This window comes from Lentilitoribacter sp. EG35 (assembly GCF_040784015.1).
In the GTDB taxonomy this organism is placed as follows: Bacteria; Pseudomonadota; Alphaproteobacteria; order Rhizobiales; family Rhizobiaceae; genus Lentilitoribacter.
This window is the reverse complement of sequence record NZ_JBFNGQ010000003.1, coordinates 277,486-291,689: the sequence shown is the minus strand read 5'-3', so window position 1 is coordinate 291,689 and position 14,204 is coordinate 277,486. Positions and strand designations below refer to the sequence as shown.

Below are 14,204 nucleotides of genomic sequence, written 5' to 3'. Positions count from 1 at the left end.
TTAAATCGCGTCTAGGGCAGCCTCAAGATGACCAATGGTTCGATCAATGTTCTGTAACTTATCGAGCCCAAACAGGCCTATACGAAATGAGCTATAATCTTCTGGTTCATTACAACGAAGGGGCACGCCAGCCGCAATTTGCAAGCCTTGTGCAGCAAATTTTTTGCCGTTTTGAATGTCAGGGTCGGTGGTAAAGCTCACAACGACACCAGGGGCTCCAAAACCATCAGCGGCGACGCTTTTGTAGCCTTTTGACTTCAATAGCTCTCTCACGCGTTTACCGAGCTCATATTGCGCTTCTTTGGCTTTTGCAAAGCCGATGGCTTCGACTTCGTTGATGGTATCGCGAAAGCCTAAGAGTACGTCTGTTGGCATAGTTGCATGGTACGCATGACCACCATTTTCATAGGCATTCATGATTTCAAACCACTTTTTTAAATCGCAGGCAAAGCTTGTGCTTTGGGTATCTGCCATGACTGCGATTGCGTGTTCGCTCAACATAACAAGACCAGCTGCGGGAGATGCCGACCAGCCTTTTTGCGGCGCGCTGATAAGCACATCCACATGACATTCTTTCATGTCGACCCAAATGCAGCCAGATGCTATGCAATCAAGTACGAACAAACCGCCATAAGAATGAACAGCCTCACCAACTTTTTTGATGTAGTCATCTGGCAAAATCAGGCCTGCTGATGTTTCGACATGAGGGGCAAACACCACATCTGGTTTTGCAGATTTAATCTCTTTCACCAGGTCTTCAATTGGGTAGGGCGAAAATTGCGCTTGCGTGTTTTCCTGAGACTGTTCGGCCATCATCACGTTTGCGTTCGAGGGAATATCACCAGTTTCAAAAATCTGCGTCCAACGAAAGCTGAACCAGCCATTGCGAACGACCATGGCTTTTTTGCCGGTTGTAAATTGCCGCGCAACGGCTTCCATGGCAAAAGTGCCACCGCCGGGAACAATGGCCACTCCATCAGCAGAATAAACCGACTTCATAGAAGCGGAGATGTCGTTCATGACACCTTGATATTTTTTCGACATGGAATTGAGTGAACGGTCAGTAAAGACCACCGAAAACTCTAGGTGCCCATCAGGGTCAATGTGAGGAAGTAGACCAGCCATGAATATGTCTCCAAAATAGGTGCGGGATAAAGCGCATGTTATGAATGTGAAAACACAGACAAAAGCAATTTAATGCTTCTGTCCAGCAGCAAGTATAAAAAAAGAAAATGTTTATATGCGCAGAATGTCACGATGCCAGTTTTGCCAACCTTATACAGCCAGAAATTTGCTCTGGCTGCAATATATCTGCATCTGGAAGAAGCAACGGCTAAGCGTTGGCGCGGCGGCGGTCTTCCACGTCTGGTTTGCGTCTTTCGACACCCATATATTTTTCGCGCGGCACTACATCAAGTAGGCTTTCGAAACTTGCAATTATCCAAGTCGTGCCCAGTGCAACAATATAGGTTCCATGCTCCCAAAGTTCTGCGCGATCACCGACAATAACGTCCCAAACAGAGAAACCTGTGAAACATAAAATTGAGAGCAAGATGGGCAGTTTTATGGTCTCATGAGGCAGGAATTTGCCAAATGACTTGAGACGAACAATGGTAATAAGAGCGCGCAAAAATGCGATCGCGATAATGATTTCGATAACGAATAACATCATCATAAGATAGTCATGTGCGCCTTGCGACCATCCAATTTTTTCCAGATAGCCCGAAAATTGCGTAGAGCGATCTTTGCCACTCCAGATAAATAAGCCAAGATCCTGTCCATGTAGAACCTTATCCAAGCCATTAAATAACCAAAATAAAAACCAGTAAAAAGACAAGCCGAGCGTAAGCAGTCGTTCCATAATAATCCACCCCTAGATCCCAATATGAAAATGAGTTTTGGAAGATAGAAGTGATTTAGAAAAAATAGGTTAACTTGATCGCGATATTTTTAACTACAATGAGATTATGAATACATATGTCTCATGCAATACGCGCGTTAGTTAACAAATTGATTTGAGATGGCTATCTGGACCACTTATCTTTTGCCGCATCATCTTTGTCTTTTGCATCAACCCAATCACCAGAGGAGCCACCTTTGAGATGTTCCTTTTTCCAAAAGGGCGCGTCGGTTTTCAAGAAGTCCATCACAAAATTCGCACCGTCAAACGATGCTTGTCGATGGCTGCTTGCTGCGACTACGAGAACAATATTTTCGCTCGGTGCAATTTTGCCATAACGATGAATTGCGGTAATTGCGATTAATGAGAAACGATCTTTGGCATGTTCGCAAATCTGCATGATTTGCGCTTCCGCCATGCCTGGATAGTGTTCAAGTTCAAGCGCATTTAATTTGCCACCCTCATCGCGGCAAAGACCAACAAAGCTTGCTATAGCACCAATGTCTCCAAATTGCTTTAAGTGATTGATTTCTGATTCTAAATCAAAGTCTTCTGCCTGAATGCGGACTCTAATTGGTAAGATCTTATCACGCGCTTCTGACATGATATCTACCCACCCGTCATGGGCGGGAAGAAAGCAATTTCCCGTGCCTCGGCAATTTTTTGATCATGCTGTGTATGAGTCTTATCAAGCGCTGCTCGAATAACCTCGGGTGCTTGAAATGCAGCTTCATAGCCATCATCCAGGGTTCTCAGATGAGCAATCAAATCGGCAATGGTTTCAACGCCTGTTGGCAGTTCAATCTCTTCTTCATCTTTGCCAATGCGCTCACGCACCCAAGCAAAATAAACAAGTTTAACCATTATCCTCATCCACTATATGTTTCAGCCCTACGCGGAAATAATCATAACCAGTGATCATTGTAATGATTGCGGCTATCCAAAGCAAAGTTATACCGATCTCTGTTGTATAGGGTAAAACTTTTTCACCAGCAGGACCTGCAAGCAAAAAGCCAAGCGAAAGCATCTGGATAGTCGTTTTCCATTTTGCGAGCAGTGTGACAGGCACAGAAATCTTTAAGTCCGCGAGATATTCGCGTAAGCCAGAAACCAAAATCTCGCGACATAAAATGATGATCGCTGCCCAGATTGACCAGCCAGCAATTGTGCCATCGGCGGCAACAAGCAAGAGGATCGATGCGACAAGAAGCTTATCGGCGATTGGATCAAGCATGCGGCCAATATTTGACGTCTGATTCCAAATACGAGCCAAATAACCATCCAAAAAATCAGTTATTGAAGCAACCGTAAATATGGCGAGGGCCCACCATCTTGCTGTTTCGGAGCCATGCAAACGTCCTTCGACGAAAAAACAAAGCACGATTAATGGCACAGCTAGAATGCGTGCGTAGGTCAATAGATTAGGAATGGAATATGTAGGGTTGGCCATGAGCTACTCATAAACTTAAAACGTGGCTGATGTATAGCGAAAAGCAGCGCGGCGTCAAACTTGCCGGCCATAAATACATGAAATGTGATCTTTAACGGTGGTTCACATCAACCTTTGATCTATGCCGATAACCCAAAGGTTATTGCGGTTGATTTAACCCAATTGCAAATTCACATCCATCGATATTCTCATCAATTTGGTTTCCGGATCAAGCGGGTTTGTTTTCACCGATTATACCCCCGACCGACGAAGACGATATCTCGCTTGATCTAGCTATATTTGACCAACTATCTTTGAAAGGAAATTATTATGAATATGTACAAAATCATCATCCCTGCAGGCATCGCGCTATCGACAGCATTGCTAACAAGCACCGCGATCGCCAATAATGAAACAATTGGCACAAGCGTTGAAGAGGTCATCATGAATGATACAATCGATCCTGCTGCACCACAAGGCACAATGGTGCTCGCGCAGTTGCAATCTGAAACGGAGATTGAAGACGATTGTGAAGATGGTGATGATGATGAAAATGAAGAAGATGACGATGATGAAGACGATGATGAAGACGAGGACGAAAATGAGGATGAAGATGAAACTGAAGAAGCCTGCACAGATGCATCTATGACAAAACAAGGCTAATGTTAAATTCATCCAGCTAGACGTGACCTTCGAGTTACGTTAGAGATGACGCTGCCCTGTAAAACCACTGTCAGGGCAGCGCTTTGGCTAAATGGCGATAATAAATGAGATATCTTGCGATCATATTTCTGCTTATGGCAGTTTCTCCAACATGGGCCCAATCCCAAACGGGAGGCCCCAAAGAGCCGCATGAGGCAGAGATCATCTCACAACTCAAGAGCCAGGGCTATCATCTTGTCGAGCGTGAAAAGACATGGCTTGGTCGTATCGTGTTGGAGTTTGAATCCAAAACACATGAACGGGAAATCATAGTAAATCCAAACACTGGAGCTGTCATTCGAGACTATAAGGAACGACTTGATGGCGAAGATAGTGACGATGGCGCCCTGGATAGGTTTTACCGCTTATTCAAGAAAGATCGGGATTGAGATATGCGCGAGCCCGCCCTTCTTATTTTTGCTGTAGCTTTGCAAATCATTGGTTGTTTATTTTTTGTGGTTCCAATTATATTTGGTTTTTTTGGTATATCTTTGCGGCCCGCACCGTGGCAAATTTACGAAATAATGGAGTTAATCTCTGCTTTGGCGCTCGTAATAGGCCTCATCATGAGCCTAAGATTGTTTAACCGATCCCGAGTCGAACGTGACCATGCTAAACTGGCACTTAAACGCGCATCAAGTGCTTTTGGAGAAGTATTAGAGGAGCGCTTTCACGAATGGCAACTATCCGCTGCTGAAAGAGATGTTGCAATGTTTCTGATCAAAGGCTCAAGCACTGCCGAGATAGCCGATATGCGCAATACATCAGAAGGCACCATCAAGGCGCAGAACGCAGCCATATACAAGAAGGCTGGTGTGACTGGGAAGACCCAGTTACTATCGCTGTTCGTTGAGGATTTGTTTGAGAAGAATGAGCAGGATTAATCACCCAGCCTCATGGAAATGATTATAGATCAACTCCGCCACAGCTTCTGATATTCCATCCACCATCACTAAATCATCAACACCAGCCTGCGCCACCTGCTTTGCCGTACCAAAATGGTGAAGAAGTGCTTTTTTACGCTTTGCCCCAATACCTGAAATTTCGTCAAGTGGGTTTTTGACGAACTCTTTAGATCTTTTGGCTCGGTGCGTGCCGATGGCAAATCTATGGGCTTCATCGCGCATGCGCTGAATGAAATAGAGTACCGGGTCACGCGGGGGCAGTTTGAAAGGTTTCTTGCCCTGAACAAAAAATTGTTCTCGACCTGCTTCGCGGTCTACACCTTTTGCAACACCGATGGCTGCGATGTAATCTTCGATCTCTAGATCTTTCAGGATTTGGCGCACTGCCGTCATCTGTCCTTGTCCACCATCAATCAAAAGCAAATCCGGCCATGCGGGCATTTCATTGAGATCAGGCGCTTCATACTCATCGCTTTTTGCGGCTTCGTGTTTTTGTGCAATGGTCATGTCTGGCAGGCCGTGTTCTTTCACCAGCCGTGAGAAACGCCGCGTCATAACCTCTTTCATCATGCCAAAGTCATCGCCGGGAGTAATGCTGTCGTCTTTGATGTTGAACTTGCGATATTGCCCTTTGGCAAAGCCTTCGCCACCAGAAACAATCATTCCGCCAACGGCAGCTGTGCCTTGGATGTGCGAGTTATCATAGACTTCGACACGGCGAGGGGGGTGTGGGAGATCAAATGCTTCGGCCAGACCTTTAAGCAATTTAATCTGACTGGATGTTTCGGCTAAGTTTCGACCATGGGCCTCTTTGGCATTGGTGAGTACCTGCTCGACCAGCTCCTTTTTCTCACCGCGCTTGGGTTTACTAACACTCACTTTGCGCTCGGCTTTAATACTAAATGCTTCTTCTAGCAGCTCTCGATCTTCAATGTCTTCCGATAATAACACCATTTTCGGTAATGGTTTTCCATCGTAAAACTGCCCAATAAAGGCGTTTAGAATTTCGCTCGCAGTTAGTGATACATCGGCTTTGGGGAAATAGGCGCGATTACCCCAATTTTGCCCTGTGCGGAAGAAAAACACCTGAATGCACGCCATGCCACCATCAAAATAGATCGCGAAAACATCGGCTTCTTCGACCGTTTGCGGATTGATACCCTGATGACTTTGCACATGCGACAAAGCCGCCAATCGATCTCGGTAAAGTGCTGCACGTTCGAAGTCCATTTCGTCAGATGCTTGTTGCATTGCCTCTGATAAATCTCGCTTAATTTTTGCACTTTTGCCAGAGAGAAACAATTTGGCCTCATCTGCAAGTTTAGCATAATCGTCGAGGCTAATTTCACCCGTACAAGGCCCCGCGCAACGTTTAATCTGATATTGCAGGCAAGGTCGCGTGCGGCCCTCATAATAGCTATCTGTGCAGTTACGCAGCATAAAGGCGCGATGTAGCGAGTTGAGCGTACGTGTGACAGCACCAGCGGATGCAAATGGACCAAAATAATGGCCTTTGCGAGCACGAGCACCGCGGTGTTTAAAAATGCCAGCAGCCTCATGATCGCCCGTCATCATAATGTAGGGGAAGCTTTTATCATCGCGCAGAAGCACATTATATTTTGGTCGAAGCCGCTTGATAAGATTTGCTTCAAGTAGCAGGGATTCCGTCTCTGTGCGGGTGGAGATGAATTCCATCTTCTCCGTCAGCGCAACCATTTTGTGGATGCGGTTGGAATGTGCGCGGCCTTGCGCATAAGAGGTTACGCGTTTCTTGAGGTTTCTTGCTTTGCCCACATAAAGCACATCACCCTTCCCATTCATCATGCGGTAAACGCCGGGCTGATTGGGCAAATGCTTGACTAAAGCCGTGATAAGTTCTGTGCCTTTTAAACCTTCCTGCATGATCGGGCTTTCGTTCCAATCCTGATCTTTGGCAAGTTTAACGGCAGGTTTTATAGGTGAATCACTCATGTTATAAAAATGCACACATGAATGTGTGAATTCAAGAGGTGAATAGCTTAGAATGATAGACTGACGTAACTTGTGTAACCCACCAACATAAGTGCGCCGCCCCAAGTTTGAAGTGGTTTGGAAAGCACAGCCAGTAAAACTAAAATCAGACTGGCAAAAACCATCATTGGAATGTCAAAATTCATGAAATGTGGGTCGACATCCAGCGGATGGATCAGCGCGGTAGAGCCGAGAATAAGCCCAATATTAAAGATGTTTGATCCAACAACATTGCCCAATGCCACACCGCCAGAACGGCGAATGGCCGCCATCACAGACGTTATAAGTTCTGGCAGAGATGTTCCGATGGCAACAACGGTTACGCCGATAATCGCTTCGGAGATGTCGAAAGATCGAGCGATTGATGACGCGGATTCGACGGTCAGGTAAGCACCGATTGGCAAGCCAATAACCCCGATAATGAGAAACAGAGCAATCTTTTTTACATCAGACGTTGATTCTGGCATATCGTCGACCTCAGCCGAGTTACCATTTCTCTGACTTTTTACTCGAATGAACTGCCAAATAAGATAAGTTATAAGAATAACGAACAGGATCAGACCTTCAAGTTGGGTGATCCTCGCATCTGTATGCATGAACCAGATTAAGGTGAAGGTAAGCCCCATCATATAAGCCAGCGAGCTGCGCAGACCTTTTGATGTAATAGCAAGTGGTGCAATGATGGCTGGTGCGCCGAGTACAAGCAATATGTTGGCCGTATTTGAACCAATGATGTTACCCAAAGCAATTCCCGGTGCTTCATCCAGTGCTGCTTGTACAGAGACAAACAATTCAGGTGCGGATGTGCCAAACGCCACAATGGTCAAGCCAATAATCGTTGGAGAAATTCCGAGTTGTTCGGCTAATGATACAGCACCACGAACAAGATAATCGCCCGCAAACACGAGGACTACCAAGCCGGTAGCCAAAATTAAGAAATCGTACATTTTTCCCCTCGGATATATCTATCCACTGACTTAAGTTCTTTGAATGAACTCAACATAAAAGGCAATCGTTACCCCTATAACAACAACCAGTAATAATCCGTGAGCGAATAATTTATTCGCGGAAATAATTACTTGGACCAATATGGGGGCCCGTATAGAAAGTACAACGGTAGAGAAAGAGTTTTTCCAAATTACATCAAATAATGAGTGTTAAAGTCTCATTTTTAACTAAATATGACCTCCAAATATATTTATTCATTCCAGCCAAATACGTCTTCAATGCCGACGCCGAAGACTCGCGATATGCGGAAGGCGCTTTCAAGGCTAGGTGAATAGCGCCCCTGCTCAATAGCGATAATCGTCTGGCGAGTTACGCCAATTTCTCGCCCCAGCGCTGCTTGGCTTAACTGGCCATGCCGATCGCGCAGTTCTTTCAGTCGGTTGGTGATCGGTGGTTTTTTTGTCACATTAATGCCCCCTGCGGAGGTAGTAAATTCCAGAACCAATTTTGATGAGCTCAGCGGTACACATAACAGCTAATATACTGTTGGCCATCTGCATGGGTGATAAGGGTTTAAATACCAGCCACATAAGCAAAATAAGGCCGAGATATACGACTATGCCGCCATTGCGCTCAGCCTTAAGTTCAACTTTTTCTTCTCGTTCGTCCGGTAGTATCGCTTGCTCATCATAACGGGCGATGATGAGTGATGTTGTAATGGAAAAAAATACGAAAACCACAACAATTATACCAAACCGGATAAAAAACTCACCCTGTGTTTGCGGTGCAGAGCCTGCAATTCCGAAAACGGTGGCAAAATGCCAGGCAAAGACCAAAAGCAATCCGAGCGATAAAAATACAACAAATTTGATATGCACAGACATGGCAAAAATCCTCATGTGTAAAAAATATTTAACATATGAATAGTCAAATATTTTTGACATGTCAATTCAGAACTTTCTTTTTTGGGCATAGACCGGATCATCTTATAGCCATGTTTGTTGTGTCGGTGCTATATGCGTCGTTAACAGATGAAACAGACATAAGGTGATCCTGACATGAACCATGATGAGTTAGCAAAAGAAGTATCGGCAATTGCCTCGCTTACAGGTCAGTTTACGTTGCGCTCTGGGCAGGTCTCTGAAAAGTATTTTGATAAATACCGTTTTGAAGGGCAACCGATTCTTCTGCGCGAAGTGGCCAAAGGTATGTTGAAACTCATCCCATCTGACACGGAGATTTTAGCTGGCTTAGAGCTCGGTGGCGTACCAATCGCGACAGCTATGTCACTCGAATCGGGTTTGCCTGTCGCTTTTGTGCGCAAGGAGGCTAAAACCTACGGCACATGCCAAGCCATTGAAGGGCAGTTTGTTGATGGCAAAAAGGTATGTTTTGTTGAAGATGTGATCACAACAGGTGGTGCTGTGGCCGATGCGCTGGAACTTTCGCGCGGCGATGGTGCCAATGTTCTGGCTGTGGTTTGCGCTATTTGGCGCGGGCAGGGTGAGCCCAACATCCAAAAAGCACCCGATTTAGACGTTCGCCCTTTATTTACACGTGAAGACTTGGAAAAGTAGGTAAAGCCCACCAAATAGGAAAGGCTACAGTTTACGAGGAGCAAAAATGTCATATCTGTTTTTTGCCGTCGCGCTTTATCTTTTCGGCAAATGTTGCTGGGAGGGGTATCTCTACTTTTTTGATCGCAGCATGTTTGAACGTATGCGTGCGAAGGTAGAAGACGATACAGAAGGAGAAGGGGAAGATATCAAGAGTCCATTCTATCTCTTCATCGCCTATCCGTTTTTAATTGGTGCCTGTTTGATGATTGGCTATTTGATTTCCATCATTTAGCCCGGTTAGGATTTTCTAACTATTTAACCGTCAGGCATGCGCAGGTCGTTTCGTGGCTTACCTTGCCTGAGACACTACCTAGAAACAGATTGCCCATAGTACCTAAACCTCTGCGTCCCATAACAATAAGGTCGGCATCATTTGCCTCAGCGCAATTAAGAATTTCTTTCGCAGGATCCCCGTTGCCGATGGTTGTTGTTTTCGGTGCGCGTCCCTGCTTTTTAGAAAGTGCAGCGGCTTCATCCATCACCTTTTGACCCGCAGCTTTGATCCGCTCTGGACCAGGTTCAAGCACATAGGCACCTGAACCTACCGCAAAGCCCACCGTGTCTACTTGAGGTGAATGGACTAAGTGGATGTTGGAGTCATATTTACCAGCAATATCACAAGCGGTTGCAATTGCGTGCGCTGCATGTTCGGAGCCATCAACGGCCACCACGATATTTGAAAACATGATATCTCCTTTCACCCCTTCTCAGCATATCTGTCACGAGATGAGGGTAAGACCAATGGCCAATACTTTGGGATAGAAACCATATCTGATCTTACACTGCCATGGGTAGGGGAGCTAACCATGGCAATTTCCCTCATCTCTGACATCAGTGAGTAAATCAACTTATGAAGGTGTATGAATTGATTTGGATCAATTGTTGAGTGCTTTTATCGAATTTTATTTGCAAACATGCTTGAGCAAGTTCGCTAAGATCCGAGTTTATATAAAATTGGTCTAGTTATGCAATTTAAATGCCATGATGCATTTTGAAGAACCGTATTAAATTTTCCGCAGTTTCCTGTGGTTGTTCTTCGGGTAGAAAGTGACCACAATTTATACCTTTTCCTTCTACGTGTTCGGCGTAGCCTCGCCAGATATCCAAGACGTTATAGAGCTTGTCGACCAGTCCTTTTTGTCCCCAAAGCGCCTGTACAGGCATTTGTATTCTCGCGGCTCTATCAGCGCTGTCATGTTCAAGATCAATGCTTGCACCAGCACGATAATCTTCACATGTTGCGTGAATGCATAAAGGGTCTGAAAAACAGCGGACATAGTCTTTAACCACCTCTTCATCAAAGGCAGTTTGGTTTCCCTTGCTCCAGCCTGAAAGCTTGGATCTGAGGTAATAATCAGGGTCGTGACCAATCATTTTTTCTGGGTATGGGGCTGGTTGAATGAGGAAAAACCAGTGATAATATCCCGTCGCCAATTCGCGTTCCGTGTTTTCATACATATATTCCGTTGGCACGATGTCCAAAACGGACACGGCGGAGATATGATCGGGGTAATCACGGGCCATTCGATGGGCTACGCGCGCGCCTCTGTCATGTCCGGCGACTGCAAATTTTTCATAACCAAGCATTTGCATGAGTTCATACTGGTCTGCACCCATTGCACGTTTGGAATAGGTGCTGTGGTCAGACTTTGATTTGGGTTTATCACTATCTCCATAGCCGCGTAGATCACTTAGAATCACACGAAATCCCGCCTCCACCAGTTTAGGAGCAACTTTATCCCAACAAAGGTGGGTTTGCGGATATCCATGTAAGAGTAGAACGGGTGGTCCGTCGCCAGCCGTGCGAACCCGTAGTTTAATTCCAGATGGCAGAACCATAATGTCATCACTAAAATTATCCAGCATATATTTACCCCGATCTTTGGCTATATTATCTGAAGTTCTTATGCGAGAATACTTATTTTGACTTGCACCACACCAATCCAGTCGGGCACATTGACGCAATGTATGAGGGTGACACATTTTTTAATCTCACCATTTTGGGCCGCACTGGGCTTGTGGCTTTATCGATCACGTTATTTGTGGTCACCATGGCCGCGTTCTATGTTATTGCCAAGCGTATATCCTTGGCCTCACGTATTGTAACGGCGATGGTATTTTTATGGGCATTTATTTGGTTATCCCCCCAGATTTATTACCTTTATTACATTTTTCTCTTTGAAGGCTTACCGTTGCAAAATGTCATTCATCAGCCACCAAATGCACAAGAAATTTTGTCTATTATGACATTTACCAGCGACGCTTGGCTGTCCGCCCACGCCAAAGCTGTGCTGGGTTGGGCGATGATTTTATTGAGTTTTTGGCTTGCACGAAAACCACCTACCTTAAAATAAGCACTTGCGCACTTGTATAATTTTCGCTTCAATTAAGTTTCGTGAATCAAAGATCGTTATTTGGTAAGTGAACAAGGGGTGTGTCACATGTCACAACAAGATCAAGCAGATAAATTCCGCGCGCTTCACGTAAAAGGTGATCCGCTTATAATATATAATATTTGGAACGCAGGTTCCGCCAAAGTCGTTGAAGCTGCGGGTGCAAAAGCGCTTGCTACGGGCAGTGCGCCCGTTGCGCTGGTCAATGGTTACGAAGATGGCGAGAAAATACCAATAGAACTGGCACTTGATAATATAGAGCGCATTGTCGAAGCCGTTGATTTACCTGTCTCAATGGATATTGAGGGTGCCTATGGTGAAGACCCGGCAGTTGTTGCACGTAACATCGGACGTGGTATATCCGCGGGCGCGATAGGGTTTAATTTTGAAGATAAAGTCATCGGTGGCGAGGGTGTGCATGATTTGGATAAACAATGCATACGCTTACAGGCTGCACGCACCGTGTGTGACGGGTCAGGTTTCAGCGCATTTCTCAATGCGCGAACAGATATTTGTTTAGATGCCAAGAAAAACGGTGAGCCAATTACACCTGACATGCTGGATGAAGTTATTGCCCGGGGCAGAGCGTATGCCGATGTCGGCGCAGATGGTTTCTTTGTGCCTGGTCTTACAGATATTGGCATGATAAAAACACTGTGTAATGCAATTGAACTTCCGATTAATATTATTGCAGTGCCGGATTCACCGGAAAACAAAATGCTCGCTCTAGCTGGCGTCGCACGCATTAGCTATGGTGGCACGGTATATAAGCAAATGTTTGAATGGCTAGGCGAACAGGCAAAGGCAACGTTTGCCTCTCTAGAGGGGTAGGGACAAGCTTAATTTTATTTTTGCAGCGGTCGTTCGCCTATTTCTTGGCTAAACATAATTAGGTATCCATTAGGGTCGAGCACGAAAAGTTCTTTCGAGCCACCGTCTCTATCACCTAAATTTCGCCAGATTTCGCGCGGGTTTTTCATGTCTTGCTCATCGCGCGCGCCATCATATAGCGTTAGGCCATGCGCCAAAATATTTTGATGTAACTCTTCAAAGTTTGACACATTGATCTGAAACATTACACCTTGGCCGAGTGGATGTGCCATGTCACCCAGCTTCCATTTTCCGTTATGGTGGCGTTGGCTGATCATTATTTGCGCACCTTCTGGGCGTTCCAGATAGGCGAACTTTTCATCAGGACGTTGATAAGCAATCCTAAAGCCAAAGGCATTGCACCAGCAATCACGGCTAATCTCAAAATCTTCAACCAGTAATTCAGGTTTTAGAGCCGCCCAATTTTTTGGTGGTTGCCCATTGTTAGATTGCCCGTTGCTCATGTCTAACTCTCAGGAACCCTCATGTCTAACTCTCAGGAACCAATGTACTCACGCGCCAGCCACCATCTTCGGTTTGCGATAGAGCGCGTGACATTTCGGGCAGGATTATCCGCAGTTCATTGACGAGCGTATAAGGTGGGTTAACGATCACCATGCCAGAACCATCAAGGCTGTGGGCCGTGTCTTTCACCCAAAGTTCGGCCACAATAGTATTTGGATGTCCCACAACATTGACCATATCAGCATTGAATTCCCGCATCTCTAGCCCCTGTTTGATCGGGTACCAAAAACACATTGTGCCAGTGGAAAACCGCTCAAGTGCTTCGCGCGCGCCACGTACCATGCGGAAGAAATCACCTTTTTCCTCGAATGCAGGATCAACAAGTAGAACGCCGCGTTTTTCTTTTGGTGGGAGGTTGGACTTTAGTGCGTGCCATCCGTTTACTTCCTGGGTTTTAACCTGATAATCGCCCTTAAACAAAGCATGCAGTTTTTGAAAATCATCCGCATGCAATTCGCTTACCGTCATACGGTCTTGTTTGCGCAGCAGTGAATGCGTGATCATGGGTGAACCGGGGTAGGTATCAAATTTCTCACCCATATTCACCGCTTGCACGGCATCAAAATATGGCGTGAGAAGTTCTTTGGACTTCTTCGACCAGTTGGCTTCACGCAATTTTCCAATTCCGTCTTTCCACTCGCCTGTTTTTTGCGCTTCCTTGGAAGACAGATCATAAATGCCCGGGCCAGCATGAGTGTCGATGACACGAAAAGCCTTATCCTTCTTTTGCATATAGGTGATGATGCGCGATAGGATGGCATGTTTAAGGCAGTCGGCAAAATTGCCTGCGTGATATATGTGACGATAATTCATGAAAAGATTTGATCTCTGTATCTAAAAAATTGGCTCGACCAATGCTGAGACTTCTATACACTAAATATTTTAAAATCCGAGTCTTAAGAG

At 45.4% G+C, this 14,204-nt stretch carries 20 protein-coding genes; 7 read left to right on the top strand and 13 right to left on the bottom strand.

Annotated features, from left to right (window positions below; all coding sequences use genetic code 11):
• From AB2J24_RS07780 to pgsA, 5 genes are all read right to left on the bottom strand, one after another.
• Positions 1-1,125, bottom strand: coding sequence for an aminotransferase class V-fold PLP-dependent enzyme (locus AB2J24_RS07780; protein WP_367385059.1), 1,125 nt, complete (start codon positions 1,123-1,125; stop codon positions 1-3).
• A 208-nt stretch (positions 1,126-1,333) separates the two neighbouring features.
• Positions 1,334-1,861: a hypothetical protein gene (locus tag AB2J24_RS07775; RefSeq protein ID WP_162651757.1), complete on the bottom strand. Its 528-nt coding sequence runs from the start codon at positions 1,859-1,861 to the stop codon at positions 1,334-1,336.
• A 163-nt stretch (positions 1,862-2,024) separates the two neighbouring features.
• Entirely contained in the window at positions 2,025-2,504 is a 480-nt protein-coding gene (locus AB2J24_RS07770; RefSeq protein ID WP_367385058.1) for a molybdenum cofactor biosynthesis protein MoaE, read from the bottom strand.
• Between the two features lie 5 nt (positions 2,505-2,509).
• On the bottom strand, positions 2,510-2,764 hold the full coding sequence (gene moaD, locus AB2J24_RS07765) for a molybdopterin converting factor subunit 1 (RefSeq protein WP_162651755.1): 255 nt from the start codon (positions 2,762-2,764) through the stop codon (positions 2,510-2,512).
• The gene (gene pgsA, locus AB2J24_RS07760; RefSeq protein ID WP_162651754.1) at positions 2,757-3,350 is read right to left on the bottom strand and encodes a CDP-diacylglycerol--glycerol-3-phosphate 3-phosphatidyltransferase; all 594 of its coding nucleotides are present in this window, start codon (positions 3,348-3,350) and stop codon (positions 2,757-2,759) included. Before pgsA ends, moaD begins: the two co-directional genes overlap by 8 nt.
• 309 nt (positions 3,351-3,659) lie before the next feature.
• Between pgsA and AB2J24_RS07755 the strand changes: the two genes are divergently transcribed.
• The 3 genes from AB2J24_RS07755 to AB2J24_RS07745 all read left to right on the top strand — a co-directional run bounded on the left by AB2J24_RS07755 (position 3,660) and on the right by AB2J24_RS07745 (position 4,915).
• Entirely contained in the window at positions 3,660-3,992 is a 333-nt protein-coding gene (locus AB2J24_RS07755; RefSeq protein ID WP_367385057.1) for a hypothetical protein, read from the top strand.
• Positions 3,993-4,096: 104 nt separating this feature from the next.
• Positions 4,097-4,420: a hypothetical protein gene (locus AB2J24_RS07750; RefSeq protein ID WP_162651753.1), complete on the top strand. Its 324-nt coding sequence runs from the start codon at positions 4,097-4,099 to the stop codon at positions 4,418-4,420.
• 3 nt (positions 4,421-4,423) lie between these two features.
• On the top strand, positions 4,424-4,915 hold the full coding sequence (locus tag AB2J24_RS07745) for a helix-turn-helix transcriptional regulator (RefSeq protein WP_367385056.1): 492 nt from the start codon (positions 4,424-4,426) through the stop codon (positions 4,913-4,915).
• On the opposite strand, the gene uvrC is transcribed toward AB2J24_RS07745, so the two are convergent.
• From uvrC to AB2J24_RS07725, 4 genes are all read right to left on the bottom strand, one after another.
• A complete protein-coding gene (gene uvrC, locus AB2J24_RS07740) occupies positions 4,916-6,907 on the bottom strand; it encodes an excinuclease ABC subunit UvrC (protein WP_367385055.1) in 1,992 nt (663 codons plus the stop codon). It abuts the gene before it with no gap.
• A gap of 47 nt (positions 6,908-6,954) precedes the next feature.
• Positions 6,955-7,893, bottom strand: a complete 939-nt coding sequence (locus AB2J24_RS07735) for a calcium/sodium antiporter (protein WP_367385054.1) — start codon at positions 7,891-7,893, stop codon at positions 6,955-6,957.
• A gap of 251 nt (positions 7,894-8,144) precedes the next feature.
• Positions 8,145-8,360, bottom strand: coding sequence for a helix-turn-helix transcriptional regulator (locus AB2J24_RS07730; protein WP_162651749.1), 216 nt, complete (start codon positions 8,358-8,360; stop codon positions 8,145-8,147).
• Between the two features lies 1 nt (position 8,361).
• Positions 8,362-8,778 carry a hypothetical protein gene (locus tag AB2J24_RS07725; protein ID WP_367385053.1) on the bottom strand — a complete coding sequence of 139 codons (417 nt, stop codon included), beginning with the start codon at positions 8,776-8,778 and terminating at the stop codon, positions 8,362-8,364.
• Positions 8,779-8,952: 174 nt separating this feature from the next.
• Here AB2J24_RS07725 and pyrE point away from each other — a divergent pair, with 174 nt between their 5' ends.
• The gene (pyrE, locus tag AB2J24_RS07720; RefSeq protein ID WP_162651747.1) at positions 8,953-9,471 is read left to right on the top strand and encodes an orotate phosphoribosyltransferase; all 519 of its coding nucleotides are present in this window, start codon (positions 8,953-8,955) and stop codon (positions 9,469-9,471) included.
• 46 nt (positions 9,472-9,517) lie between these two features.
• A complete protein-coding gene (locus AB2J24_RS07715) occupies positions 9,518-9,745 on the top strand; it encodes a hypothetical protein (protein ID WP_162651746.1) in 228 nt (75 codons plus the stop codon).
• 19 nt (positions 9,746-9,764) lie between these two features.
• Here the strand turns inward: AB2J24_RS07715 and AB2J24_RS07710 are convergent, their stop codons facing one another.
• Complete coding sequence (locus AB2J24_RS07710) at positions 9,765-10,199, bottom strand: universal stress protein (protein WP_367385052.1); 435 nt, start codon at positions 10,197-10,199, stop codon at positions 9,765-9,767.
• Between the two features lie 286 nt (positions 10,200-10,485).
• A complete protein-coding gene (locus AB2J24_RS07705; RefSeq protein ID WP_367385051.1) occupies positions 10,486-11,379 on the bottom strand; it encodes an alpha/beta fold hydrolase in 894 nt (297 codons plus the stop codon).
• 98 nt (positions 11,380-11,477) lie between these two features.
• Here AB2J24_RS07705 and AB2J24_RS07700 point away from each other — a divergent pair, with 98 nt between their 5' ends.
• Positions 11,478-11,867, top strand: a complete 390-nt coding sequence (locus tag AB2J24_RS07700; RefSeq protein WP_367385050.1) for a hypothetical protein — start codon at positions 11,478-11,480, stop codon at positions 11,865-11,867.
• An 87-nt stretch (positions 11,868-11,954) separates the two neighbouring features.
• Positions 11,955-12,737, top strand: a complete 783-nt coding sequence (locus AB2J24_RS07695; RefSeq protein WP_162651742.1) for an isocitrate lyase/PEP mutase family protein — start codon at positions 11,955-11,957, stop codon at positions 12,735-12,737.
• 14 nt (positions 12,738-12,751) lie between these two features.
• Here AB2J24_RS07695 and AB2J24_RS07690 read toward each other — a convergent pair whose 3' ends face one another.
• Both AB2J24_RS07690 and AB2J24_RS07685 read right to left on the bottom strand, forming a co-directional pair.
• Positions 12,752-13,240, bottom strand: a complete 489-nt coding sequence (locus AB2J24_RS07690) for a VOC family protein (protein WP_367385049.1) — start codon at positions 13,238-13,240, stop codon at positions 12,752-12,754.
• A gap of 25 nt (positions 13,241-13,265) precedes the next feature.
• Positions 13,266-14,114: a 23S rRNA (adenine(2030)-N(6))-methyltransferase RlmJ gene (locus tag AB2J24_RS07685; protein ID WP_367385048.1), complete on the bottom strand. Its 849-nt coding sequence runs from the start codon at positions 14,112-14,114 to the stop codon at positions 13,266-13,268.
• Positions 14,115-14,204 lie beyond the last annotated feature (90 nt).

Coding starts and splice junctions, on each gene's coding strand:
- AB2J24_RS07780 (WP_367385059.1), bottom strand. CDS start 1,125: ATGGCTGGTCTACTTCCTCACATTGACCCTGATGGGCACCTAGAGTTT.
- AB2J24_RS07775 (WP_162651757.1), bottom strand. CDS start 1,861: ATGGAACGACTGCTTACGCTCGGCTTGTCTTTTTACTGGTTTTTATTT.
- AB2J24_RS07770 (WP_367385058.1), bottom strand. CDS start 2,504: ATGTCAGAAGCGCGTGATAAGATCTTACCAATTAGAGTCCGCATTCAG.
- moaD (WP_162651755.1), bottom strand. CDS start 2,764: ATGGTTAAACTTGTTTATTTTGCTTGGGTGCGTGAGCGCATTGGCAAA.
- pgsA (WP_162651754.1), bottom strand. CDS start 3,350: ATGGCCAACCCTACATATTCCATTCCTAATCTATTGACCTACGCACGC.
- AB2J24_RS07755 (WP_367385057.1), top strand. CDS start 3,660: ATGAATATGTACAAAATCATCATCCCTGCAGGCATCGCGCTATCGACA.
- AB2J24_RS07750 (WP_162651753.1), top strand. CDS start 4,097: ATGAGATATCTTGCGATCATATTTCTGCTTATGGCAGTTTCTCCAACA.
- AB2J24_RS07745 (WP_367385056.1), top strand. CDS start 4,424: ATGCGCGAGCCCGCCCTTCTTATTTTTGCTGTAGCTTTGCAAATCATT.
- uvrC (WP_367385055.1), bottom strand. CDS start 6,907: ATGAGTGATTCACCTATAAAACCTGCCGTTAAACTTGCCAAAGATCAG.
- AB2J24_RS07735 (WP_367385054.1), bottom strand. CDS start 7,893: ATGTACGATTTCTTAATTTTGGCTACCGGCTTGGTAGTCCTCGTGTTT.
- AB2J24_RS07725 (WP_367385053.1), bottom strand. CDS start 8,778: ATGTCTGTGCATATCAAATTTGTTGTATTTTTATCGCTCGGATTGCTT.
- pyrE (WP_162651747.1), top strand. CDS start 8,953: ATGAACCATGATGAGTTAGCAAAAGAAGTATCGGCAATTGCCTCGCTT.
- AB2J24_RS07715 (WP_162651746.1), top strand. CDS start 9,518: ATGTCATATCTGTTTTTTGCCGTCGCGCTTTATCTTTTCGGCAAATGT.
- AB2J24_RS07710 (WP_367385052.1), bottom strand. CDS start 10,199: ATGTTTTCAAATATCGTGGTGGCCGTTGATGGCTCCGAACATGCAGCG.
- AB2J24_RS07705 (WP_367385051.1), bottom strand. CDS start 11,379: ATGCTGGATAATTTTAGTGATGACATTATGGTTCTGCCATCTGGAATT.
- AB2J24_RS07700 (WP_367385050.1), top strand. CDS start 11,478: ATGTATGAGGGTGACACATTTTTTAATCTCACCATTTTGGGCCGCACT.
- AB2J24_RS07695 (WP_162651742.1), top strand. CDS start 11,955: ATGTCACAACAAGATCAAGCAGATAAATTCCGCGCGCTTCACGTAAAA.
- AB2J24_RS07690 (WP_367385049.1), bottom strand. CDS start 13,240: ATGAGCAACGGGCAATCTAACAATGGGCAACCACCAAAAAATTGGGCG.
- AB2J24_RS07685 (WP_367385048.1), bottom strand. CDS start 14,114: ATGAATTATCGTCACATATATCACGCAGGCAATTTTGCCGACTGCCTT.